Genomic DNA, 24,900 nt, shown 5'->3' on the forward strand with positions numbered 1-24,900 from the left:
GTCGCTCGCTCCATTTAGTCTTTCATGTGCATCCCCTTCTTATGAATTTTCTATGAAACAAGCGTTCTCCATTTAAAAAACACTAAGTTTTTGAGGTTGGCGAAAACTTAGTGTCCAAGTCTTTTTCCAGGGTTGTGTCATCAGGCTTCTTGAATAAAGAATAATAATTTCTTGCTACTTTTGAAGAGCGCCAAGTAATCTCTTTTTGTTTTCCTATCTCTAAAAACGCTTTTTTAGCCTCCAGATAACTATAATTAGCATCTGTTCGAGCCTGCTCTATAACCTCTAATTGTTGTGCTACAGTTGCAGGAATTTTCTTCTCTTTACCACCTATGAATATTGTATGTTTATTCCATTGAAAACCGACATCCCAATTTCTGGTACGCAAATATTTATCTGCTTTATCCAAGAAGAGTTTAGCTCGATATTCATCGGATGATTCAATTTGATCTATGTAATTTGTTATTTTTCCTGATAGTTCAGAAACTTGCTCAAAATAATCTGTCTGAGGTTCTTTTGTTAACTCGTCTACTCTGGTTTGGTAAGGAATAATTGGGAGCAACTTTTCGCATAGCCTTTTCGCCGCAATCAACTGGAGATGGTTTTTAATTAATGCATCATTTTTTTCAGGATCCCTCAGGGTTACATCTTGCTGAACAACATCCAAAACTGCTTGCAAAGAAGAATAATCCCCCTGGATAATTTTTTTCAAATGTTTTTCAATATAATGTGTATATTGCTCGGTAATGAATGCTTTATCAAAAACATCAAGTTCTTCTAGAGCTGGATGGAGCCCTCGCAGATAGGTATCAGGATCCTCCATGATTGATTCAATATAAAACTGTGAGCGAGATATATCATGATCTGCTTTCAACTTCACCTTATCAGCGTCTACTTCTAAATGGTCGAGACTTTCTGAATCCAAGCCTTCAGTAATCATTGCTCGTAACAGCTTCGCTTCAGCACCTAGGAACGTAGGCGAAATGTGTTGTGAAAATTTTTTATCCATTTCGAGAATGGTATCGACTTGGGTCTGTAGCTCAGTTAATTTGTCACCAAGTTGAGGCGTTGAGGATGAGATTAACTTTTTAAGTTCTTCCTTTATATCATTTAAAGCTTGATGTTTATCTCTATAATAAGTTTTTACTAAATCAATTTTAGACGCCTCAGATAATTGTTTAAAACGCTCAATGGCTGCCTCAAAAAATTGATCCTTATAACGTTGTTGGACTTCTTCTTCCGCACTTAACTCAGGTAATTTATCAAGTATCGCTGACATTTCTAAATGCAGTACAATAGGAGAATCTTGAAACTCATAGAGAGTAAAATCAGGAATGGTGGTTAAATAAGTTCCTAACGTTTTATTGATGCGGCCTGGACCATAATGTTTAGGAGCATGTTCTTCGTCGCCTTTTAAATAAGCAATTAACCCATTATATACACCCATCTCATGATGAAGATCCACAATGTGACGAAATGGTTTTTCTTCACCGTTATTAACCTTAATGGCGCGATAATTGCTTTGTTGATGAATTAGATTAATAGTTTTTTGATGACTATCAAAAAACACCACATCTTCTTCATTCAAAACAGCTTTTTTATATATTTCTGCTTCATATATTTTTTTTCGGTACGCAAGTCGACTTTGATAAAATGCTTCGATTTGAGGGATGTGTGAGTGAAGATACTCTTTATGTTCTTGAATCTGTTGTATTGCATCTTCCAATCGAGCAAGGGAGCCATATTTCTTTTGCAATAATCTGGGGTTATCCGCATTAATAATAAGGTCTTTTAATATGGCCTGCAATGAGGGTCTTGCAGTTGAAGGTTGGGTAGGTGACACTTGGGGGTAGTCCGCACCCATAATGACTTCTGCTAACTGAAATAAGTTATCCCAACGTTCACCTCTTGCTACCCCACCAAATAATTCAGGTGTTTTAAAATCCGCTAAAATACCTCCTTCAACCATTTGATAATAATTAATATCATTGCTTGGTTTTGTAAGTGCATAGTGATGTCTTATGGCATCCAAATGTAAGAATGTATCTGAAGTTAATTTAGCTGATTTCACAGGCAGAGAATCAAGTTCTGCTTGTAACTTTAAAATTGTTTCTTCTAGTTGTTCCTTTTTGGATTGTAGCTTCTTAGTCGCTTTTTCTAATTCGTCCCTCTCTCGTTCTTCAGGGAACTGCCTTTTTAATTCCTCTAGCTCTTCTTCCGTTGGGAGCTGGCTTTTTAAGAGATTAATTTGTTCTGTTAATTGGGCGATTTTTCTTTGAAAATATCTGGATGTGGTCGCTTTTTCATGATGTAAAGGAATAGTGTCTAAGGAAAGCACCATATGCGAAATATCAATTTTAGTATTTTTCTCTATTATTACTCTTAATTGTGCGAACGTTGACTGTTCTCCATTATCAGAGGAAGGCATATGACTGCAAGCAAGCGCTACTTCCATGCCATATTTCTTGGCATAGTTCAGTACATTGATAAGCTCCTGCGCTTGAATCATTTCCCCATTGTTCAACTCAGCGAGTACTGCATCTATGTTGAACACAATGAGTTTGGGAAGTTTAGGATACCCTATCAATTTTGGTATTTTCTGTTCAATACGTGATTCAAAAAAAGGAATTTCATCTTGAACTTCTCGAGCAGCAGCAGATCTAATGGCTTTAATTCTTAAAACATTTTCCATGGATTCGCGATGTTGTTTTATAAGAGTATCTTCCTCCACTGGCTCAACGACTTCATTGAATCGCAGTTCCATTTCTCCTAACAATTGCTCAATTAACTCACTCTTGGGATGGCTTTGATATTCTAATTTCAATTCCGCAAAGCGTTTTTTTAAGTTCTCCCATTCGGGACTGCTCAATTGCAAATCACCAAGATGGGAAAAATCTTTGGCTAGATTTTCAATCCGAACTTTAAAATGTGTTGAGGTGATAAGATATGGAAGACGTTGCTCTATTAATTCAATAACTTCTCGCTTTGCTTCTTCGTACTCTTCTGGAGTGGGAAGGGGGGGGCGTTTGTCTGTTAACTTAAAGGCACCTTTTTTCTCATCTGTTTTTTTAGTCGCAGCTAACTTTAAGATATCCTCTATTAATAGGTTGATTTCTTCAGAATAAATACCATCTGCATCCACACCATAATACTCTGGTGGAAGATCTTCAAACAGAGTATCGATTAACGAATAACCTAAGCCAGCTACAAAATCCTCTAGATTTCCTTTTTGGGGTTGGTCTTCAAGCACCCTCCATATAAATAAAGAAGATAGAGGAATAGTGTGTTCTCGTTTTTCTTGGAATAAGTTATCCAAAGTTAAGAGTATCTGAGGAGTAGCTATTTCATCCTGATTTGTAAGAGCAAATAAGGTCTTATAATTAGCAAATCGATTTTTTAAATCGTTCCACTCTTTCGGGCTAACTACACCAGTGGCAAATAGTTCACTTAATTCTTCATAGATCAAACGCATTTTTTCAGTTATATGAGCTGTCTCCACTGCAAAATGGTCATAACCTAAAGCAAACAGTTTCTCTAGGGTTTTGATCTGTTGTTTTAATTCAGGAGCAAGCACCTCAAAATTATCTTGACCTTTTGCTTTTTCGAGTAGATCTACTTTTTCGAGTAGTTCAATGCGCTGCTTACACTTATAGTATTTTTTTTGTAACGCTTTAAAGTCCGCTTTTGTGAATGTCTCCGGATTGTGCTGCATTAGTGCATTAAATATTTCAGGAACTACTTCTACAATATTTGCGCGTCCTTCAACGATGCAGGGTGCTTTGTCTTCTTCGGATATTTTTTCCCAGTTTTCTAAATAGCTATCTTGTAAGCGAGACACGAAAGAAAAGGTGTATTTATCTAGAGTCTCTTGTTCTATTTGGGCCTCTTCATGGGTAATTTCCCCACTTTTCTCTCTGCTTGAGATCTCGTCTGACAGTCTAAGTTCAAGTGTAGACAACTTATCAAGAGTCTCGAGGTAGCCTCCATGTCGTGCTTGTAAATCAAAAAACATCTCCAGCTCATCGAGGTTTCTCCGTTCTGCAAATGCATGCAGTAAAAAATCGGTAGAGTTCTTAATCGACTCGAATAATGCCAATGAATGCTCAGTAACAATTGGATTTTTACAAACCTCTTCAACCCACACAGGTAATTCCTCTGGAGCAAGCGAACTTAATTCTTGATATTTTTCCATTAATTGAAGCAGTGCTGCATGATCTGTCTCAGCCACTATTTGCTTTGGTATATCAATTTGCTGCAGAAGCTGATCAATTTCTTGCTTTAATAAAGTTCCATAAACAAGATAAAGCTCCAAATTTTCTTCTTCCTCTTCAAGAGGGATTTCAGAGTCATTATTTTCCTGAATTAAGTATCCGTCTTTTTCAATATAGTCTTCCTGTAGGTCAGTTTCTATAAAATATTCTGGTTTACCACGCGGCGTTTTTTCAGCTCTCATCTGAGCGAGCCGCTCTTCAGAATTCAGTTGACCATATTTAGGATTCAAAGAAGCCAAAAGGTAGGCAATTTGAGCACTACGCCCTTTTCCTTTTCGACAATGTGCATGGATATTTTGTTCTGGAGGAGTTGATTGACCGATTTTTTTGACATAGGATAATTCTTGCGGAGTTAACTCCAGGGGTTGTTTATCCCGAAGAGGGAAATGGTGCACTTGAATCGGCGCACTTCCATTGATGCTGATTTCATAAGTTATAAATCGTCCTACTTTTTTAATTGGACGTGAAGTAATATGAATATCTTCAAGTTCAGGAATATCAGGAAGAGTCACTCGTCCATTGGCATCGGGGATGAAATAATTAATGAAATCATTTAAAGCCTCATCTGTTCTTATTTCTCTTTTACCGGAATCTTCTTGAGGATAATAAGGAAACACTCGACCTACAGCAAATACATGAGCCACATTATTTGTTAGCAAATTCGTTAAATATCTTGCGATATCATGTTCCGCTTCATAAAGTTCAGGATTTGTTTCAGGGGTAAGTGATCTGGCGGCGCTAGGTCCTGGGGACATGGAAACATTGGCATCTTTGAATTTTAAATAACCCATGCCTATCATTTGCCGAGTTGGTCCTGTTAACTCCATACCTAAGGGATTTGCAAGTCGAAACATAGTCGGTGGTAAAAAATCCGCGAAACACTGTTTCGCCAATCCTTTACTTGGCTGATTCGAGTTTATATGCTGATCATGGCTCAGATCATTGATTACAGAGCGAATGGCAGATTCAAAAATGATCATTTCTCTTAACGAGAGATGCTTGAACCCATAAGATTCGAGTCGTGTTTTAATTTGATGTTCAGCAAATGTTATCTGGTATCGTGCGGCAATATCTTTATTTATAGAGCCGTCTGCATTAAAAACCCCATAAGCGTCCAGTTCACGTAAAGATGCAGATTTAGATTTTCCAAAGGTATCTTTTATTTTTGCAACATTTCCTTCAAGAACAGCTTTATCCATCTTATTAGGATCTGACAAGAGCTGACCTAATCGAATCAGAAACTTACGTTTTTCATCTTCTGAAAACTCAACCTCCTCTTCAATCTCTTCTTCTTCACCGTGTATTATTGGTTTAGATTTGGCTAGTGTCGCGGATAGATCTCTACTTGCATAACGTAAAGAGTCTTCTTTATTGCCACGGCTATCCAATACAGCAATAAAATCTTGATTGTAGGCTGACCTTGGGGCGCCAAGCTCTTTCATTTTTTTATGGCTATAAGCACAGGTAAAGTCTCCGCAAGCATACATATCTTTTTGTGGATGAATAGGCCCTGCGGTTTTAATCGTTACTTGACTCGCATCGATTCCACAATGTTTTAATAACTCTAAAGTCATTTCCTCGATTGCACTTGCACCTCCTGGGCCATAGGGGTCAAATAATTCAACCTGATATTTACCTTTGCCGCCCACGGGTTTTGTTAAATAAATACCTCGCCAATGACCAGGTCCTACTGGAATAAAAATATGGTCAAAACGTTTATTTTTAAGGGCTAAGTCCAAGCCTTCTCGCGCTGCTCCAACAGAGCCTGGGTCAAAGCGGTTTATTGGACCCAATACTTCGATATTCCCATGGGATTGGGGCATTAACAAGGCCATATCGTGGTCTTGTAATTGATCTTTCAGGCTACGCTGATGAATATATTTTAGATCAAAACGACCCACAGCGCGGTGTTTACGCCTATTTTCATGGGTTTCACGATCGTTTTGCTCGATGACCATAGAATAAATTGATGCAGCAACCTTTTGAAGGGAAGACTCATCAAAAGGTTTGTCGAGCTGTTTGCCAACAAGCTTAATAACCTCATCACTTTGAAAACCTAAAGGCACATCATAAGTAGCTGCTAATTTATTGATGGCATCAAGAAGAGTGTTACTTTGAACGGTTAATTTCTTTTTGTAACGTTTAATGAAATTTTCTAGGCTTCTATTTCGATATTCTTCACTTAATGCCATCACTATTCCTCAAGTATGTCATTACTTTGTTAAAAAAAATGCTCGAACTCTCTTGCTCTCAACAATTCGCCAACGGATTTATTGTGTTTTTGTGGCACAGAGCTCCTTATCATTAAGTTTATCTCACGAACATTAAGGAAATATGAGCAATTCGTTAAGGAAAATGTCATTAGATACGGATTAATAATGACATTTTTCCCATCAACACTATTAAGTGTACGACTACTGCCTCTTATGATCAATATTTTTAAATGTTGTTCTTGACAAGGGCATCATGAGTCACAATAATCCGATTGATTTTGAAGTCACTTCGCTGCAAGGACTGCGGGCTCTAACTAGGAAAAGAATATGAAGAATAAAATAGTTATGTTGGCTCTAACCTCTTTATCTTTTACTTGCACCCTTGATGCTTATGCTGTTGATTACCGTTTGAATGGCTTGTCGTTGAGTACTTCTCTAGGGGTCCTATCAGGTAAGGCTCATGAATATGTTTATAACCAAAAGACAGATACTAAGCTAAGCCAGCTCAATTGGCGTATAAAAAATGCTGCAATAATAAACGGGGAATTAAATTATGATGTCCTGACCTGGCTTAGTATTAATGGTAGGGGTTGGATCACCTTGGCGAAAAACAAGGCTGCTATGGATGATTATGATTGGCTCAATCCCTATCAAGAAACCTGGACTGACTGGTCACATCATGAAAATACACATCTTAATTATGCCAATGAATTGGATCTGAATTTTAAAGCTTGGCTGATGCAAAATGAAAATTACAAGCTAGGTCTGGCAGCAGGTTACCAATGGAGTTCCTTTAGCTGGCGAGCAAGTGGTGGTTGTTACCAATATAACAGCGGCACGGATATGGGTTGCTTTCCTGATAATCAACTTGGAATTGGATACCAACAAAAATTCAGAACTCCTTATGTTGGTTTAGCAGGGAAATATTTCATCAATAATTTTGAATTCATTGCTCTTTTAAAATACAGTGGATGGGTTTCAGCACGAGATCATGATGAACATTATGCTCGCAACTTAACGTTTAAAGAATATGGGAGCAACTCTAGATATTATGCTGCGACAATTAATTCTGGCTATCATGTAACACGTAATGCAAAAATTTTTGTTGAAGCGTCTTACAATCATTATTCTAATGGTCGTGCTGATACCGAAGTAATCGACAACGATACCGGTGAGCATTTCTATGAGAACGACTCAGCTGGTTTATCTAACAAAAACTACAGCGTCGCGCTTGGCCTGCAGTACCTTTTTTAGAATGAGGGGAACACCCCTGTACTTGCTGAGGAGGGTAGCCCTGGTCGCTTGCAAGCGGGGCTTTTTCGACAAAGGAGTTGAGCATTGACCTATATCCGTCAAGCGAAGCAACAAGTGGATGTTGGGCATTCTTGCGAAGGCAGGAATCCATCCCTGATGCAGCTGACTGCCAATGTAAAAATGGATCCTCGCCTGCACGGGGATGGCAGTCACTCTACTTGCTTTTCTTTACGCACTGCGACCGGCACTTAGTTTGCTCCCCTATTAGAGAACATGCTGGTTACTTCATCGTGTATTGCGCCGCCGCCATTGATAATATTTCTTAGGGTATTATCCACTTCACCAATATTTTCGTTGGGTGAGTTTTTGGTAAAAAACATTCCTGAGAAATAAGTTCTCCCCTGATTGAGCAGATTGGAGCCCGGCCTTCTTTTTTTCCCTATGTCATGGAGTTGCGAAATTAACAATCCGTTTATTATCAAACCTGCTGCTAAAGCAAAATGGGTGTCAATTAAGAGCAGAGGGGATAGCAGCAAATTTACAACTCCCAAAACCTGTAAGGTTTTTTGCATTTTTACTTCAGGAGTATCGTTTCTAGGCATAGTAAAGCTCCTTATTATTTGTGAAAGACTAGGTGGGAAAATAGAGGAATTCAACCAAGCATATGCCCGATTATAACACAGAGTGCTAAGGTGGCAACTGATTGATATTAATATTGTTTTTCTATTTCCGCTTATTTTTCCTGCCTCTAATTTCGTCCCGTAATTGACTTCAAAACAAAATATTTTATACTAAAAAGTCTCATGCTGTACCATGAATTATCTAAGTTCAGGAAGAACGCCGATGCTTTTCCACCGGTTACCTTTAAAGTCTTTGTCTTATTTTCACAAAGCCCCCATCCCTTTTATGGCTCAAGCCGCTCACTGCCATGGGGATATAGCTGGTTTCCATTGCCTGTATCAGCGTTTATGGGTAATTCGCCAGCCTGATTTGGCTGATTCCCTAGTGAAACATAGCGATTTTGCCAAGTCTTCTCTTGTTTTTAAACAGTTAGTCCCTATTACTGGCCGCCAAGGTTTGGTTCAGTTAAATGATAATGATTGGAAACATAGAGTGCCTGCAATTAAGCCACAGTTTTCTATTCAAGGCCTGAATGAATCATTACCTTTGATAACTACTAATATTGATAATGCATTGCAACAGTTTGATAAAGGGCTCATTGATATTTACCCCATCATTATGAGATTGACCATGGGCAATATATTAGCCTTGATGGGTATTGAAGAGGTGACGGATACCTCACCAATTATTAATGACATGTTGGTATTAAACCATTACTGTGGTCAACGCATGCGGCAATTGCTGCGGTTGCCTTTATTTTTGCCCTTTCCTTCACATCGATTGATTCACAAGAAAACGTTCGAGTTGAGAACCAAATTAGACTTTATATTACAAACAGCCAGAGTCCGCACTAATTCGCCATTACATCAGCTTCAATTACATTGGTCTAGAAGGGAATGCATAGACCACTTGAGCACGTTTTTATTTGCAGGTTTTGAAACGACAGCAAGTTCCATTACTACAGCTCTGCGTTATCTGGCTAACAATCCAGCCTGGCAACAGGCCATACTAGAAGAAAGCACCAACAGTGCACAGTTATCAGTGCATTCAATGAAGCAATGGTCTTGGACTCAAGCGCTTTATTGTGAAACACTTCGTTTGTATCCTCCGGCATATATGCTGGTGCGCCAGCCAACTGCCGATGTTAGTTTATACAATCTGAATTTCCGGTCCAATGATCTAGTGATCATCAATGTTCATGGTATGCACCGACATGAAAAATACTGGCCGGATCCAAAGTTATTTGATATCAGGCGCCATCTGAATAGTTCTCCATTTGCAAATAAAGCATTCATGCCATTTGGTTTGGGTAAGCGTATTTGCACCGGGCATCAGTTGGCCATGACTGAAAGCATGATGATTTTATCTGCAATATGTCGACATTTTCGCTTATCAACACCAAGTATTATCAAACCAATAATGAATGCTGAAATTACTCTACATCCAAGGAGCCATATATGGTTAAATTGCCAGCCACGCTAAGCAGTTGGTTAAGTGAGTATCTGAGACTGGACATGGGACGTGATGAGCGTTTATTTACCCGGTTTTTGTCTTTTGGTTATGAAAAAACTACTTTATCCAGCGTCAGCACTCTTTTTTATGAACAATGTCTATTGGCAAAATGGATGCTAGGCTCACTCATAACTTTGACAGATGATTTCACTGATCATCCTTCATTCAAGAGTATGCAATGGGTAACAAGCTTTATTGCTGCAATCCAAGGTGGTCACCAAGTGGCTCCTCTATCTGCTCATCAGCTGCACGCATTAAACCTGGCATGTCAATTGTACGGATGGTTACAACAATCCATTCATAAGATGACACTGCAGCCAAGACTTATTGCTCTCATTGAGTTTGACTTGCAACAGTACTTTCTCAATATGCGTTTTAGTACCTTTCTCAATAGTGAGCCTTTATTGATTTGTAAACGAGAGTATTTATGGCATGCGCCTCATAACATGGGCATGGTTATTGCGGGAATGATGGATTTGGCCTGCAGTGATTACATTGAGTGGCAGGAAATGGCAGCTATGCGCGAAATTTTTTATTGCTCTCAACGCAGTGGGCATATCTGTAACACATTAACCACCCTGGATAGAGAAACAGAAGAAGGGTGCATCAGCAATGAAATTCAACTAAGAAAAATGCATGGGAAGAATGGGAGCGAAGAAAGCATTATTGAACTTCTGCAACAAGAACGAGCTAATTTGTATCAAAAAATAGCTGAGGAATCTTTAAAAACATTCTCGACCCAAGGCTATGTGCAAGGGCTTCGGCAGCTGCAAACTTTGCATGAAGACATGCAAGGTGTGATATGAAATCCTCACTAACTATCATTGGTGCAGGTGCAAGCGGGCTATTATCAGCACTGGTTTTAGCGCCGCACTATGAAGAGATTTTACTGATAGACCGCTATTGGCCTGATGAGTGTGGTATCAGTCAAGGAACACCTCAAAGTCACCATTTGCACGTACTGTTAGCAGAAGGGCTGCGATTATTAAGTTCCTTATTGCCGGATGTTTGGCAGCAATTAACGGCTGACTCACTCCCTGTTGTTGATTGGGGCAAAGATACCTGGTGGAAAACTACGCAGGGCATACTTAAGCCTAATGATTGCAACGTGAGAACTCATCTGTTTAGCCGGCACTTCTTTAACCAGGTTTTATGGTCTCAATGCCAGCAACGGAAAAACATCAGAACGTTAACCGCTACAGTGGAACAATGGCTGATTGAAAAAAGAAAGATAAAACAATTGCAATTTAAAGAAAGAGAATCGCTAGCTATAACAGGACAGGTTGTTGATGCGCGGGGTAGAGCTTCAAGTTTGCACAAGCAATTGGGTCTGGAAAGTTTACAAGTGAATAATCAATATCGCTATTTTTCTACTCGGTTAGAGCAAAATGATTGGTTAACCGATTTAAAAGCGAAACAGGTTTATATTCAAGCATGTCCTAAAAAACAACCTATTGGTCTGGTTTTGTCGCCCATAGAGGGAAATGCACTGATTTTAACGTTAATTGATACTACAGGTACTATCAAAACTGATGAGCAAAAACAATTGGCGGTAAGCTGCTTATTAAAAAAAAACCAGCTGGGCCATATCTATTGTCAGGGAAAGCCCTGGATTCCTTATGCTAATTTGAATAATAAGCGTTTAATTATTGAACGTCGCCGTTGGCCTTTGAACTTATGGGCTGTAGGAGACAGTATTGGATATCAAAATCCAGTCTATGGACAAGGTTTAACGATTATTCTTAAGCAAGTAGAAATGTTAAAGAGAGGCGGGAGAGTGAATTGGTTGAAGCAAAAACAGCTTCACCGATGCAGTTGGATGCCTTGGTTATTGGCTTCTAATCAGGATATGCTTTGTGAGAAGAATAGTTTTTTTCAATGGGTTATGCAGAAACTTTTGCGACAGGCATCCTATGATCCATCCGTTGGAAAAACATTTATTCAGCTTTTGCACCAAATCAAATCTCCCTGGATTATGTCGAACCCAAGATTGATACTTAAACTTACCCGCAGAGGTGATTATGATTAAGTTATACCAATACCCAGGTGTTTGGGGTATGCCCAGTTTATCACCCTTTTGCAGTAAGATATTTTATTTTTTAACCTGGGCTAAGCTCCCTTTTGAGGTCATCCAGGTCTTCAATCCCCGCCAAGGCCCCAAAGGTAAGTTTCCCGTGATCGAGGATGATGGTGTTGTGGTGGCCGACTCGGAATTTATTATTAAGTATTGCCAGAGCAAATATGGGGTGAATATCGAAGATCCTATTGATGACTTGTCTATAAGACGATTATTAGAGGAACATCTTTATTTCATTATTTTATATTCACGTTGGATCGATCCACAAAACAAAGAACAGATTGATAGAGCATTTAGGCATTTTTTTCCTAAGGGCACAGGAAAACTCGTGTTATCTCTAATCCGTCGACAACTACGAAAGCAAGGCTATTTTCAAGGAATTTCTCGGCATAACAGGCAGCAGATTTATCAAAAAGGCGTTGATGATTTGCAGACTGTTGAGTATTTCATTGTCCAGAGTAAGCAAGATAAGTGTCGTGTTATTGATATGTCGTTGTATGCCTTTTTGCAAGTCATCCAACAAACACCACTAGACATCCCTATTCGTTCTTACCTAATTGAGTCCAAAGCCATACAGGATTATTTAGTTCAAAAGAGAAACCTATTTGAGCAGTAAACTAATCTATATACGATTTGTTCTTAAGAAACTCATAGGGCATACAGTTATTCAAATTTTCAAACCACATCCGTAGCACGGTTTGCTTAAATTCTGTAAAAAATTTTCAACAAGACTAATCTATTATTGCCCACTTTATAAGCGTGGAGTAGAATTTCTGCGGCTGCAGTTAAGAGTAAGCAGAAAACTCAATACATATAAGGAAGCAATAAAGTGGAACGAAGTTCTCCTCCTGTACACCAACATTTCAAATATCGTGCGGACATTGATGGCTTAAGAGCTATTGCTGTCTTATCGGTAGTGGCTTTCCATGCTTTCCCCCAATGGGTGAAGGGAGGGTTCGTTGGTGTAGACATTTTTTTTGTAATTTCCGGCTTTTTGATTTCCACAATCATTTTTGAAGGCCTTGAAAAAAATAGTTTCAGTTTCGTCGATTTTTACAAAAAAAGAATCAAGCGCATATTTCCGGCATTGGTGTTCGTGCTGTTATTTTGCTTAATATTAGGATGGTTCGCCTTATTTCCTCAGGAGTACAAACAGCTGGGGAAACATATTATGGGGGGGGCTGGTTTCATATCTAATTTTTTACTTTGGTTTGAGACAGGGTATTTTGATAATGCAGCGGAAACCAAGCCGTTGTTGCACTTATGGAGTTTAGGCATAGAGGAACAGTTTTATATTATCTGGCCCTTTCTCATTTGGTTCGTATGGAAAAAAAAATTAAATCTATTCTCCGTAACCGTACTGATAGTGCTTATATCGTTTCTCCTTAGCGTAAAAAGAGTTAGCGTAGATGCCACGGCTGCTTTTTATTCACCGCAAACCCGTTTTTGGGAGTTATTATGCGGAAGCTTGTTAGCCTATATTACTTTTTATAATATTAATTTTTTCAATAAGATAGGAAAAAGAATAGATGTAGTCCTTGCCAAAATTATTTACCAACAGGAAAGAGAGTCTAATGGGGAGATATTAAAAAACACCCTTTCTTTCTGCGGGATTGTGCTGATTGCATATTGTCTCCATACGTTTTCAAAAGCCACAACCTTTCCTGGGGCTTTTGCATTACTGCCTGTGTTAGGGGCAATATTCCTCCTTGCAGGGAAAAACTCATGGATAAATCGTACCATCCTTTCCAATCGCATTATGGTATGGTTTGGTTTAATCAGTTATCCGCTCTATTTATGGCATTGGCCCTTACTTTCCTTTGTAAGAATTATGGAAGAAGATCTTCCTAATAGAACTATTCGATTTATTGTGGTTGGACTTTCGATTGTTTTGGCTTGGATGACTTATAAATTAATCGAAAAACCAATACGACATGGAAGTGGGCGGGATAGGACTAAAGTAGCTTTTCTTGTAGGGTTAATGTCCATCATTGCGAGTTTCGGTTTATTTCTACAAAAATATAATGGGCTCGATTTTAGAATTAAAAATCTAAACAATTTAAATAGCGTACACGATATTGTTGCTCTTCCCTTGCTACCCCTAGAAAATACCACTCCATGCGAAAAGATAATTCCTGAGTTCAAGAATTTTAAGTATGCTGGTGATGGCGTTTGTGTTTTATCAAAAAATCAGGAGCCAGATATTATGTTTCTTGGCGATTCTCATACTTGGCATTATCAAAATGCATTATGGAAGCAATTTCCTTCGCAATCGGTTTTGATGCTTGTATCAACCTCCTGCCTGCCCTTTTCCAGTAATTACTTTTTAAAGGGCGAGTGTAGGAAAAAATACGATGAAATACTTTCATTTTTGGAGACTAATAAATCCATTAAAACGGTAGTTTTAGGCGGTTATTGGGCTTATTTAATGACAGGGGGGTTTGAAATACAAGGAACAAACTGGCGTACAGCAAAAGCTATAGATCCGGAAGGAGCTAAGAGTTTCCTGGAAAATGGACGCTATTTTCTTAATAAAGCGCTTAAAGGAAACAAGGAGGTTGTTTTTATAAAAGATATACCTGATTTAAATTTCAATATAAATACGTGCTTTAAAACAAGACCTCTGCAGTTGCCTCATAAAGTGGTTTTTAATAAAGAGTGCTCCATGGATAGAGCCAGTTATGAACAGCGGGCTAGTGGTTATGACAATGTGGTGAACCAATTGTTAGCAGAATTCCCGCGAGTAAAAATTTATGATCCCAGGCCTTTATTTTGTAAAGACGACAAATGTACAGCGCGTGGTGAGGTGCTGCCTTATTACTTTAATGGCGATCATTTAAACTATTATGGTGCGAATATTGTCATTGAAGATTTAAAACATAAAGAACATTTAGATCAAAAAACAGACTTGGTTATGATGGAGCCTAAGAAAACTAGAGGATAATAGATTGGATTCAATGCCTGAAGTATTGTCAACTGTTTTGATTAGAGATCTTTATTTAAGAAGTATTTTACTTACTACATCCCGCGGACAAGCCGCGGGATGTACAAACAAGAGATAATAATCGTGACGATCCTAAGTCTTTAATCCCCAACTTACTATACTGCCGTTGCAGTTAAGAGTAAGCAGAAAACTCAAAACATTAGAAGGAAGCAATAAAGTGGAACGAAGTTCTCATTCGCCTGTGCATCAACATTTCAAATATCGTACAGACATTGATGGCTTAAGAGCTATTGCAGTTTTATCAGTGGTAGCTTTTCACGCTTTTCCTAAATGGATGAAAGGAGGATTTGTTGGCGTAGACATTTTTTTTGTAATTTCTGGCTTTTTGATTTCCACTATTATTTTGGAAGGCCTTGAAAATAATAGGTTCAGTTTCATCGATTTTTACAAAAAAAGAATCAAGCGCATATTTCCGGCATTGGTGTTCGTGCTGTTATTTTGCTTGATATTAGGATGGTTCGCTTTATTTCCTCAAGAGTACAAACAACTGGGGAAGCACGTTATGGGAGGAGCTGGTTTCATTTCTAATTTTTTATTTTGGTTTGAGACAGGGTATTTTGATAATGCAGCGGAAACCAAGCCATTGCTGCACTTATGGAGTTTAGGTATAGAGGAACAGTTTTATATTATCTGGCCCTTTCTCATTTGGTTCGCATGGAAAAATAAATTAAATCTCTTCTCTGTAACTGTATTGTTAGTGCTCATATCGTTCCTGCTCAATGTAAAAAGAGTTGGCGTAGATGCCACGGCTGCTTTTTATTCACCGCAAACCCGTTTTTGGGAGTTATTATGCGGCAGCTTATTAGCCTATATTACTTTTTATAATATCAATTTATTGAGCCGGGTAGGAAAAAAAATAGATGCTGCACTGACCAAAATTATTTATCGAAATCGAAGAGAATCCAATGGGGCACTATTAAAAAATATCCTTTCTTTTTCTGGGCTTTTCATCATTATTTGCTCCTTTTTTACCTTTTCAAAAGCTACGGTTTTTCCTGGGGCCTGGGCTCTAATTCCTGTGCTAGGGGCTTTTCTTCTCGTGGCTGGGAAAAACTCATGGACAAATCGTGTCATTCTTTCCAATCGCATTTTAGTGTGGTTTGGTTTAATCAGTTATCCACTTTATTTATGGCATTGGCCTTTGCTCTCCTTTGTAAAAATTATGGAAGGAGGTTTCCACCATAAAATTTATCAATGGGTGGCAGTTGGACTCTCTATTATTTTAGCCTGGATTACTTATACATTAATTGAAAGACCAATACGGCATGGGCTTGGGAGGGGTAGGGCTAAAGTAGTTTTTCTTGTAAGTTTCATGTCCATTATGGCGGGTTTCGGCTTCTACATAGAAAAAAATAACGGCCTCGACTTTAGGATTAAAAATCTAAATGATTTAAATAGCTTAAACGCAATCATTAATCTTCCCCTCCTTCCAATAGAGCCCGCTTTTGGATGTGCTTTGAAAATTCCTGAGTTTAAGAATTTTAAATTTGCGGGTGATGGTGTTTGTTATTTATCAAAAAATCAAGAACCTGATATTATGTTTCTTGGCGATTCTCATATTTGGCATTATCAGAATGCATTATGGAAACAATTTCCTTCGCAATCGGTTTTGATGCTTGTATCAAGTTCCTGCCTGCCTTTTTCCAGTAATTATTTTTTAAAAGGCGAATGCAGGAAAAAATATGATGAAATTCTATCATTTTTGGAAACGAATAAATCGATTAAAACGGTAGTTTTAGGCGGTTATTGGGCTTATTTAATGACTGGAGGTTTTGAGAAAGAAGGATCTCACTGGCGTATGGCCAAAGCTTTAGATCCGGAAAGAACTAAAAGTTTTCTAGAAAATGGGCGCTATTTTCTTAATAAAGCGCTTAAAGGAAACAAGGAAGTTGTTTTTATAAAAGACATACCTAGCTTAGACTTTAATATAAAAACGTGTTTTAAATCGAGACCACTGCAGCTGCCTCATAAAGGAGGTATTAATGAAAAGTGCTCCATGGATAAGGCTATTTTTGAACAGCGGAACAGTAGTTATGACAATATTGTGAACCAATTATTGGCAGAATTCCCGCAAGTAAAAATTTATGATCCCAGGCCTTTATTTTGTAAAGACGACAAATGTACAGCCCGTGGTGAGGCGCTGCCTTATTACTTTAATGGCGATCATTTAAACTATTACGGTGCGAATATTGTCATTGAAGATTTAAAGCATAAAGAGCATTTAGATGAAAAAACGGACTTGGCCATGATTGAACCTAAGAAAAGCAAGGTACAATAGATTGGTGCAAACGAATAGGTACACTCAGCTATTTTACCTGTTACAAAAAAGATATTGCCCTATGCAAGTCTCTGGTTCTCGCAGTGTATAACAGTTCAATCTTATACAATTACAACGAATTATATCTATGTTATTTACAATTAATCCTTTTTGATTTTATTGTGATTAAAAGGTATTGAATAAATCATTGTGATCTAGTAGATTACATTTTAGGTTAAATAATTACTAAAGGAATAATATTATGCCAACCTATTTTGATCCAATTATGTTGGAAGACACCCTGCTGAACGAAGGCAGCAGCGTTTACTTAGTGAAAATCGGTGATAATAAATTCTGTATTAAAGGCGTATCTTCAGGATTAGAGAGACTACCCGGTGATCCCACTACGCATGCCACAGAATATTGGCCCATTTCCACTGAAACTTTAATTAGCCTTGCAAGTAATGAGATCCTCTTTGAGGATGATAAGTTAACAACTAAACCACTCACAAAAGAGCAGATTAAAGAATTTTTTGATTTTGATCCTAATGAAATATCTCCTCAACAGTTTAATCGCTCCATTACCCAACAATTAACAGATGAATGGACAGAGGATTTAATTCAAAACACATTCGGCCAATCAGCGCTAAACCCTCAGTCATTCTTTTTCCACCCTGTTTTTTTACACGCACATCATGGAAACCATAATCCTGGCGTACAGAATGGTCCTAATCCGATAATTCCAGCAATCCTGGTATTTCATTTGATGCCCACGGAAAATAATGAAGAAGGAGCTGATCCATTAGTTTTTAACATGTTGATGTTTATGATGGATTCCGAAGAGCACCCAGAAGAAGAAAACGAACAAAATAGTTCCAATAATCTAAGAGGAACTTCCTAATTCCATTATTTTAACGTAAAAAGGCAGATTGGTTGGTTCAGAATGAGTCAAAAATCTGCTTCACTAATCGAAAAGCTTTGAGATAATGGTTGAAATTATTCTATACTCTTACATACATAAAAATGAAAGAGAAAAATATGCCACTTGAACGATCTGAATTTGAACCAATTGATAATGCAATTATAAAAACGCTAAATTCATTACTAGAGCATGAGATGGCAGGTGTGGTGCGTTATACCCATTACTCTTTTATGGTTTTTGGTTTTAATCGTATCCCTATTTGTAAATGGATGCGTGACCATGCCCAAGAGAGTTTAAACCATGCTCATTCAATCGGTGAGCTTATTACCCATTTTGCCTATCACCCTACGCTTAAGATTGGCAAATTATTAGAAACCCATGAACATAATATCGGCCATATTTTAGAAGAATCTCTTGAGCATGAAAAACAAGGCTTGAATTTGTATTATCAACTATTACAACTCTCAGAAAAGAAATCTGTGTTAGTCGAAGAATTTGCTAGAAACATGATTCTAGAAGAAGAAATGCATATTGGTGAAATACAAAAAATGCTTATGGATCCCAAGACTTTGAGAGATTAAATAATATTCCCCATATTTTTTATTGTAGCCTGGGTGCGAGTCCGAAGGACTGTAGCCCGGGTTCTACTGCGTTGCAACCAGGCTATATTTATTGGTAATTTCTAACCCCACATTATTACGTTATTGAAAATGCAATCAATTCTCATGAACTTATGGAGAGCCCAATGAGTACTGGGCTAAAAGTCCGGGTTTTATCCAATTTATTTAATTTTAAATTTAACTAAATATATTTAATATGACCAAGTATAAATTTGAACTTACAAAACAAAATGGAGATATTCAGATATCAGCCAAAGAAAGAGCAACAGGTGTAATACATGGCTATGTTCAAATAAGTTCTTCCAAAACCTTGGAAGATAAAGATTTAATAGAAATAGCCCAGCTCTTTGTGAACCAAAATATTAGAGGGTCTGGATTAGGAAGCGAACTTGCATCAAGAGCAATCGAGTATGCTCTTAAAGCGAATAAAGGCATTCAGATGATGATACAGCCTGGATCGGTAGGGTTTTGGAAGAAATATTTTAATAACCGATTTGATGGAAGGCGTATGACCCTATTTGGCGGAGAAGCTTTAAACTCAAAGTTATCTGACGGAGTAGTATTTGAAATATCTATGATGAGCATAATTAAAAATTATAAGTTTCCTTTGGATGAAAGTTTACGAGCTCCGGGAATCGAGCGAATCTGTCAATATATAAGTTGGAGCATTTTGAACAAACAATTTTAAAAGAGTCGTTTTCTGATAAAACTAGGAAATAACAGCGAACCCCTATAATTTTATGGGGTTGTTGTTATTTCCATATATTAAAAAATGTTAGAAATTAAAATAGTGTCTCTCATAGCAGTATAAAGTATGTTTCTGATCGTTTACCATCACCGCGACGGTTTTTGGTGTTGAGAGAACATTGACTTTTGTGATTTTTTCGAGACTGCAAACACGTTCAGTAGAGTCAATATTTAAGAAATAAAAACCGCCTACAGGAGTGACCGTTGCTGGTAAATAGTACACATCATTACGAGACTCTACATTAGTAAAAGTAGGAGCAGTTGTTACTCCAGTAATACTCACTTTGTTATTCACTTCTGTTACATTGGCATTTACATCCACGTTTGTAGCATTCACGTTGCTGCTGGATTCGTTAATATTTGTGTTGGAAGCTCCTTGCTCATTGCTTGAAGGCGTTGCTCCAGGAGCGCTTGTATCCGTAGAAGGAGTAGAAGCAGGTGATGCGTTCGTGTCCGTTGAGGAGGGAGTGCTTGTATCGGTTGAAGAAGGAGTACTTGTATCAGTAGAGGGGGGTGATGTTGTGGCGTTTTGACCATTAGTGTTAGTACTTGTGCCATTAGATTGCATGTCCGTGTCAGCAAAAGCCATAGCACTGCTTAAAAGAAGAGAGGTACATAAAATAGAACCTTTTTTGCTCATTTTCTTTCTCCTTGAAGTTTAGGAACAATAATAATATTAGACTAAAGCTAGAGTTTTGTTAGAAAAAAGAAATTATCAAGAGCAATGATGATATCTAATAATGACATACTTTTAATAAATCATGAGTCTTCCCATGACTCCATTGAACGAATGAAATTGCGAATTGTGCACCAAATGTCAGTTAGTTACATAAAGAGATCTAAAAAATGAAAAATCATACACTTATTCTCAAATGGGCAACTCATTGTCTGCTTTCTCAAGGATACTCCCTACCGCATTCACCTGAAATCATGCTGGAAACCCCTTGGTCTAATGTGATTCGAATTTCAACTTCAAAAGGCAATATTTATTTAAAACAACCTGCACCGTCTATTTCCCAAGAGTCAAAGATCATGCAACTGTTGGCAGATCAATTTCATGCCAGCGTTCCTAGTGTGATAGCGATTAACGATGAGCTGCATTGTTTTCTGATGAAAGATGCTGGGCAATCACTGCGTGAATATTTGAAAAACGAATTTCAGACGAACTTATTGTGTCAAGCCATTAAGCAATACACATCAATGCAACGCTCAACAGAGAACCATATTGAATCGCTACTTGCAGTGGGAGTTCCAGATTGGCGATTAGACAAATTACCCAAACTCTATGATCATATTACTAATCAAGAAGAGTTTTTAAAAGCAGATGGCATGACGGATAAAGAACTACGATCAGTACGCGATTTAAGCTCGCAAATTTCAGCAGAATTCAAGTCATTATCCCAATACAAGATTCCGGAAACAATAGTTCAATCTGATTTTCACAGCAACAATATTCTGATTGATCCGAGTACCAAAAAATTGACATTCATTGATTTGGGCGAGATAGTGATAACTCATCCTTTTTTTTCCTTACATACTTTTCTTCGTCAAGCCATTACCCATCATGGTGTTAAAGAACAGGATCAAACTTATCGCCAGCTTCAAGACACTTGCTTTGAAAATTGGCTGGATGTAGCAGCCAAAGACACTCTCTTAGAAGGATTTTTGATGGCAAAAAAATTATGGCCTATTTATTCCGCACTTGTTCATTATCGGATAATGAACAGCCTCGATCTGCAGGCTTTCAAATCCTTCTATGCCAATAAGCCTAATCATCGACTCGCCAGTATTTTTAGACAATATACTGATCTCACTTAAACCCACTTCTTCCGAGTAAATGAGTTGGATTATTTTAAGATTTCATTCGATTTTTTATTACACTACAGAGATATCTATTTTAATTCATACTCAAATCCGATGTAGATCGATTTGGCATTTCTTGGAAAATCTTACTCACCAAACAATCCATTTCTACTGATTCCGCCCTTTTTCTAAATAGCATATTAACGAAATCGTCCGCTTGAAGCGGCCAATGATCTTCAGGATTGGCTTCATTACTATTTTCTTTCTTGATAATTTTTTCATTTTCTTTTAACAAGTCATTTACAGCTTTTTCATCGTATGCCACTAGGGCTCCTGAACGAATACTTAAAAAGCCGCCTTTGGGAATGACTTTGTATTCTGCATTATCTGACATTCGGACATATTTTTTTTTGTGTGGGTCATAAGCATACATCTCTTCCGGGAGAGGGTTAGGAATAATAAAAAATTTTAGCCCTGATTTTTTTAAGGACAGGGTAACTTGAAATAGCTCAAATCCTGAACTACGAATTGCATCTAACGGTAAATATCCTAATGCTTTTGTTTTTCCAACTTCTGACAAATCGCTCATTTTTGGATGAGAAAAAAAGTCACTAGGCGTTTGATTTGGAAAAAACAGGGGTTTGCTCTGAACAGGTTCTTCATCGTGAGATGTATTAGTTGTTGTTTCACCGGAATCATTTTTTGACGGGGTGAGTTTTTTTAGAAGTTTTTTAAGAGATCTCATAATTGTCAATTGGGTTGATATTTATTCAGATTATAGGCAAAAAACTCTGATGCTTCAAAGCAAAGAGGTTGACAGTACTCTGCAGAATAATGGAATGACCAGAAATGAGCGATTTGAGTGGTTATTATTTGCGATTATCATTAATCGGACTAATCTATAGGTATAAGGAAAAAAGAGGTAAATATTGGAGGAAAACAAATGAAAAAATTATTGATATCTTCCTTTCTCACTGTATTGAGTACGGCAGCCCTGGCTGAGAGTGTCATCATAACAAAAACCCAGACATGGAAAAGCGTACCCATTACAGTAAATGCTGAGAGGCATATCTATACTGTTAATGAGGGAGACGTACCTCTACCTGGGAGCGAATTTTATTATACTTATTCTGGTTATCGATGCATAACAGAGAAAACAAATATTGTTGGCGTAAATGCAGTGGTATATCATGCAGGTATCACTGGTGGAAGTGATATATATTGTTACCCCGAATAATGGTTAAGCAAATTGAAGATATGATCCTGATTGCTTGCAGCTAGGATTTCTAGAGAGTGTTCCAAAGGCCTTGGCTGCAGCAGCAAAGCTACATAACAGATAATTATTTACGTATTTTTTTATTCATATAGTGACTGAGGAATAGCTCCAAAAAACTGATAAAGTTGTTTGATTTTATTAGATTTTTTGACTTGAGACGTATTATAAGCTTTGTGAGAATAAATTGGAGCAGTTTGAGACGGAAATAATTTAAAAGTAATCGATAAAACATTAAAATTCCTAATATAGAACAACTATTAAAATTATAGTCTATTTAAGCTTTATCGAACCACAAACCAACTTATCTTTATCAAAAAAAAGAGACGTTCTTATCTGAAAAACGCATTGCTCCAGCCGGTTGTCGTTTAGTAAATGTTTGATATAAGTCTTTAACGAATTCAAACATCCCCTCAGATAATATGTTAAAAAATATTATAATCAAAAAATATAAAAGTTGATTTTATATCAAGTATTTTAGTCCCGTGTCATTAGATAGCACAAATGGCATTTAATTCAATTTTGGGGAGGGAGATAATTCAACTGCCTCTTTAATCTTCGAAATATAGGCTGGTTCTATATCTTTTTTTTGAGTATCAAAAAAACCAAGATTTTCATGTGCCTGCTTAGCTAGAATAACTCCCAATAGTGAAGATTTATTGCATAGTTCATCCACAGCGTAAAGTTGCTCCTTATGAGGCATTTTTTTTATATTATCAATTACTGCGTCCACCAATTTGTCTTGATTTAATACAAGCATTCTTGCAGTGAGTGACGATAATTCCTTGATGCCGTGTGCAGGCATGGTGTTTAACATGCAACATACAGCGGGCCAATGATTTTTCTCTAATGCCCTACGAAGGGCACTTTTACCTAAAGCATCATCCTGAAAAAAATTGGCACCATGCTTTGCAAGTACTGGAATCACATCGACATTACCTTTATTCGCTGCATAATCACTAGGTGTATAACCATTTCTATCAGCTTGGTTAATACTAATGGAGCTTTGGCTGAGATATTCAAGAATTTCAGGATGATTATACATCGCCGCATAAGCAGCAGGAGGCACCCCATTGGCATCTGTTGCAGCCAAATTAGCTCCGAGCATGGCAAGACATTGCAAACATTCCAATTTACCCGAGGTAGCAGCATAAGAAATGGCCGATAACCCATAAGTATCACATTGATTAATGTCTGCACCACAAGCTTTAAAGATACGTATTAATTGAGGATCATCCTTAACTGCTGCCAAACAAATGGGAAGATGGAGTTTATTGTCAATCAATACATTGTCATTCAGATTCACCCCTGATTCTTTTAAAAATTGAATCAATTCAGGATATACACTATTCAGGGCATGAGCCAGCAAGGTAATTTTTTTATCCTCTGGGCCTTGAATTTCTTTAGATAAATCCATACCGCAGGCAGCTAACTTTTTGAGGGTATCAATATCACCAAGAGTCGCAGCCATGTAGGGTAAAGAGGAGCCTAAATTGGTCCGCATTTCTATCATTTCTGCTGTAACAACACAGGATTGTTTCAATCGCTCCAATTCTTTTTTAATCTCGGGGTTAAAAGTTTGTGCTGAGGTGGATAAAGAAATATGCATGGCAGTAACAGGCCTTTCATTAAAGGCCTTCATGATGTATTTTCCTGGAGAACGAGTATAAGTGATGAATGGAATTCGATTTGCATCGAAAATATGCCATTGTTTTGATTTGTTATTATAGGTAATTCCTATTCTATGATTAGTGCAGGATAGAGAAATAGGTACTCTCATTGTTGGATCTTGCGCAAGAATATTACGGAGATTTTTAAAGTACGAATTCAGGTTTTTTTCAGTAAAAACTCCTGCTTGAGACATCAATGGTACAAGGAGGCCTTTCTCCTCAAGTTTTACAGAGGATGTAGTTTTGTTAGAAATTTTTGTTATATTCTCTTGAGTTAATTTTTCTCCAAAAATTTCTGCATGCTTTTGGGGCTCTTGTGCAAGCTTGACACCATCAAAGAATGGCATAATTTCTGTTGTATCCCTTTCTTTTTTTCTTAAAGCACTTTTGGTTTTAACTTTATTCTTTGCTGCATCAATTAAATTAGGGAGTTGATTCGCAGGAATTGTAAGGAGCAACGATAATCTTTGAATAAATTTATCTTCTTCATCGATTGCTATAGCTTGCATCCACATTTGTGTTAAGCCAGCACAAATTCCATCACTGCTAATGTCATAATTTAGTTCTTTCATTTGTGCCCATATGACGCCATGAGTACTTGGCAAGAATGAAAGAATGAGTGATTGTAAGGAATGCATAGTGACCCTCCTTTTTAT

At 37.5% G+C, this 24,900-nt stretch carries 18 protein-coding genes; 13 read left to right on the forward strand and 5 right to left on the reverse strand.

The genetic code is table 11. From position 1 onward, the window contains the following. Nucleotides 1–82: 82 nt before the first annotated feature. Complete coding sequence (locus Lpar_RS02245; RefSeq protein ID WP_058516371.1) at nucleotides 83–6,463, reverse strand: hypothetical protein; 6,381 nt, start codon at nucleotides 6,461–6,463, stop codon at nucleotides 83–85. Nucleotides 6,464–6,811: 348 nt separating this feature from the next. Here Lpar_RS02245 and Lpar_RS02250 point away from each other — a divergent pair, with 348 nt between their 5' ends. Together Lpar_RS02250 and Lpar_RS18720 are read left to right on the forward strand one after the other, a co-directional pair. After that, complete coding sequence (locus Lpar_RS02250; RefSeq protein WP_058516372.1) at nucleotides 6,812–7,738, forward strand: omptin family outer membrane protease; 927 nt, start codon at nucleotides 6,812–6,814, stop codon at nucleotides 7,736–7,738. An 84-nt stretch (nucleotides 7,739–7,822) separates the two neighbouring features. Further along, nucleotides 7,823–7,990 (forward strand): hypothetical protein, encoded by a 168-nt coding sequence (locus Lpar_RS18720; protein WP_156416181.1) that lies wholly within the window; start codon nucleotides 7,823–7,825, stop codon nucleotides 7,988–7,990. Here Lpar_RS18720 and Lpar_RS02255 read toward each other — a convergent pair. Beyond that, nucleotides 7,987–8,340, reverse strand: a complete 354-nt coding sequence (locus Lpar_RS02255; RefSeq protein WP_058516373.1) for a hypothetical protein — start codon at nucleotides 8,338–8,340, stop codon at nucleotides 7,987–7,989. The two genes, Lpar_RS18720 and Lpar_RS02255, sit on opposite strands and share 4 nt — an antisense overlap. A gap of 241 nt (nucleotides 8,341–8,581) precedes the next feature. On the opposite strand from Lpar_RS02255, the gene Lpar_RS02260 reads away from it, so the two are divergent. The 9 genes from Lpar_RS02260 (at nucleotide 8,582) to Lpar_RS02300 (ending at nucleotide 19,439) form a co-directional block, all read left to right on the forward strand. Next, on the forward strand, nucleotides 8,582–9,841 hold the full coding sequence (locus Lpar_RS02260; protein WP_058516374.1) for a cytochrome P450: 1,260 nt from the start codon (nucleotides 8,582–8,584) through the stop codon (nucleotides 9,839–9,841). Then, the gene (locus tag Lpar_RS02265) at nucleotides 9,817–10,677 is read left to right on the forward strand and encodes a hypothetical protein (protein ID WP_058516375.1); all 861 of its coding nucleotides are present in this window, start codon (nucleotides 9,817–9,819) and stop codon (nucleotides 10,675–10,677) included. Before Lpar_RS02260 ends, Lpar_RS02265 begins: the two co-directional genes overlap by 25 nt. Further along, on the forward strand, nucleotides 10,674–11,900 hold the full coding sequence (locus Lpar_RS02270) for an FAD-dependent oxidoreductase (protein WP_058516376.1): 1,227 nt from the start codon (nucleotides 10,674–10,676) through the stop codon (nucleotides 11,898–11,900). Before Lpar_RS02265 ends, Lpar_RS02270 begins: the two co-directional genes overlap by 4 nt. Next, nucleotides 11,893–12,564 (forward strand): Tom37 metaxin N-terminal-like domain-containing protein, encoded by a 672-nt coding sequence (locus Lpar_RS02275; RefSeq protein WP_058516377.1) that lies wholly within the window; start codon nucleotides 11,893–11,895, stop codon nucleotides 12,562–12,564. The genes Lpar_RS02270 and Lpar_RS02275 overlap by 8 nt, the downstream gene beginning before the upstream one ends. 213 nt (nucleotides 12,565–12,777) lie before the next feature. Then, a complete protein-coding gene (locus Lpar_RS02280; RefSeq protein ID WP_058516378.1) occupies nucleotides 12,778–14,892 on the forward strand; it encodes an acyltransferase family protein in 2,115 nt (704 codons plus the stop codon). Between the two features lie 217 nt (nucleotides 14,893–15,109). Then, a complete protein-coding gene (locus tag Lpar_RS02285) occupies nucleotides 15,110–17,230 on the forward strand; it encodes an acyltransferase family protein (RefSeq protein WP_058516379.1) in 2,121 nt (706 codons plus the stop codon). Between the two features lie 241 nt (nucleotides 17,231–17,471). Continuing rightward, a complete protein-coding gene (locus Lpar_RS02290) occupies nucleotides 17,472–18,110 on the forward strand; it encodes a hypothetical protein (RefSeq protein WP_058516380.1) in 639 nt (212 codons plus the stop codon). Between the two features lie 137 nt (nucleotides 18,111–18,247). Then, a complete protein-coding gene (locus tag Lpar_RS02295) occupies nucleotides 18,248–18,712 on the forward strand; it encodes a ferritin-like domain-containing protein (RefSeq protein WP_058516381.1) in 465 nt (154 codons plus the stop codon). Nucleotides 18,713–18,947: 235 nt separating this feature from the next. Continuing rightward, the gene (locus tag Lpar_RS02300) at nucleotides 18,948–19,439 is read left to right on the forward strand and encodes a GNAT family N-acetyltransferase (protein ID WP_058516382.1); all 492 of its coding nucleotides are present in this window, start codon (nucleotides 18,948–18,950) and stop codon (nucleotides 19,437–19,439) included. An 87-nt stretch (nucleotides 19,440–19,526) separates the two neighbouring features. On the opposite strand, the gene Lpar_RS02305 is transcribed toward Lpar_RS02300, so the two are convergent. Beyond that, nucleotides 19,527–20,138 (reverse strand): hypothetical protein, encoded by a 612-nt coding sequence (locus tag Lpar_RS02305; RefSeq protein ID WP_058516383.1) that lies wholly within the window; start codon nucleotides 20,136–20,138, stop codon nucleotides 19,527–19,529. Between the two features lie 206 nt (nucleotides 20,139–20,344). On the opposite strand from Lpar_RS02305, the gene Lpar_RS02310 reads away from it, so the two are divergent. Continuing rightward, nucleotides 20,345–21,316, forward strand: coding sequence for an aminoglycoside phosphotransferase family protein (locus Lpar_RS02310; RefSeq protein ID WP_058516384.1), 972 nt, complete (start codon nucleotides 20,345–20,347; stop codon nucleotides 21,314–21,316). A 79-nt stretch (nucleotides 21,317–21,395) separates the two neighbouring features. Here the strand turns inward: Lpar_RS02310 and Lpar_RS02315 are convergent, their stop codons facing one another. Then, nucleotides 21,396–22,046 (reverse strand): hypothetical protein, encoded by a 651-nt coding sequence (locus Lpar_RS02315; RefSeq protein ID WP_058516385.1) that lies wholly within the window; start codon nucleotides 22,044–22,046, stop codon nucleotides 21,396–21,398. 198 nt (nucleotides 22,047–22,244) lie between these two features. On the opposite strand from Lpar_RS02315, the gene Lpar_RS02320 reads away from it, so the two are divergent. Further along, on the forward strand, nucleotides 22,245–22,538 hold the full coding sequence (locus Lpar_RS02320) for a hypothetical protein (RefSeq protein WP_172465759.1): 294 nt from the start codon (nucleotides 22,245–22,247) through the stop codon (nucleotides 22,536–22,538). A gap of 547 nt (nucleotides 22,539–23,085) precedes the next feature. On the opposite strand, the gene Lpar_RS02325 is transcribed toward Lpar_RS02320, so the two are convergent. After that, complete coding sequence (locus tag Lpar_RS02325) at nucleotides 23,086–24,882, reverse strand: ankyrin repeat domain-containing protein (RefSeq protein WP_058516387.1); 1,797 nt, start codon at nucleotides 24,880–24,882, stop codon at nucleotides 23,086–23,088. Between the last annotated feature and the right edge of the window lie 18 nt (nucleotides 24,883–24,900).

This window comes from Legionella parisiensis (assembly GCF_001467945.1).
Classification (GTDB): domain Bacteria; phylum Pseudomonadota; class Gammaproteobacteria; order Legionellales; family Legionellaceae; genus Legionella; species Legionella parisiensis.

What these genes read in the sequence shown, in the direction of transcription:
- Lpar_RS02245 (WP_058516371.1), bottom strand. Translation starts at nt 6,463, where the DNA reads ATGGCATTAAGTGAAGAATATCGAAATAGAAGCCTAGAAAATTTCATT.
- Lpar_RS02250 (WP_058516372.1), top strand. Translation starts at nt 6,812, where the DNA reads ATGAAGAATAAAATAGTTATGTTGGCTCTAACCTCTTTATCTTTTACT.
- Lpar_RS02255 (WP_058516373.1), bottom strand. Translation starts at nt 8,340, where the DNA reads ATGCCTAGAAACGATACTCCTGAAGTAAAAATGCAAAAAACCTTACAG.
- Lpar_RS02260 (WP_058516374.1), top strand. Translation starts at nt 8,582, where the DNA reads ATGCTTTTCCACCGGTTACCTTTAAAGTCTTTGTCTTATTTTCACAAA.
- Lpar_RS02265 (WP_058516375.1), top strand. Translation starts at nt 9,817, where the DNA reads ATGGTTAAATTGCCAGCCACGCTAAGCAGTTGGTTAAGTGAGTATCTG.
- Lpar_RS02270 (WP_058516376.1), top strand. Translation starts at nt 10,674, where the DNA reads ATGAAATCCTCACTAACTATCATTGGTGCAGGTGCAAGCGGGCTATTA.
- Lpar_RS02275 (WP_058516377.1), top strand. Translation starts at nt 11,893, where the DNA reads ATGATTAAGTTATACCAATACCCAGGTGTTTGGGGTATGCCCAGTTTA.
- Lpar_RS02290 (WP_058516380.1), top strand. Translation starts at nt 17,472, where the DNA reads ATGCCAACCTATTTTGATCCAATTATGTTGGAAGACACCCTGCTGAAC.
- Lpar_RS02295 (WP_058516381.1), top strand. Translation starts at nt 18,248, where the DNA reads ATGCCACTTGAACGATCTGAATTTGAACCAATTGATAATGCAATTATA.
- Lpar_RS02300 (WP_058516382.1), top strand. Translation starts at nt 18,948, where the DNA reads ATGACCAAGTATAAATTTGAACTTACAAAACAAAATGGAGATATTCAG.
- Lpar_RS02305 (WP_058516383.1), bottom strand. Translation starts at nt 20,138, where the DNA reads ATGAGCAAAAAAGGTTCTATTTTATGTACCTCTCTTCTTTTAAGCAGT.
- Lpar_RS02310 (WP_058516384.1), top strand. Translation starts at nt 20,345, where the DNA reads ATGAAAAATCATACACTTATTCTCAAATGGGCAACTCATTGTCTGCTT.
- Lpar_RS02315 (WP_058516385.1), bottom strand. Translation starts at nt 22,046, where the DNA reads ATGAGATCTCTTAAAAAACTTCTAAAAAAACTCACCCCGTCAAAAAAT.
- Lpar_RS02320 (WP_172465759.1), top strand. Translation starts at nt 22,245, where the DNA reads ATGAAAAAATTATTGATATCTTCCTTTCTCACTGTATTGAGTACGGCA.
- Lpar_RS02325 (WP_058516387.1), bottom strand. Translation starts at nt 24,882, where the DNA reads ATGCATTCCTTACAATCACTCATTCTTTCATTCTTGCCAAGTACTCAT.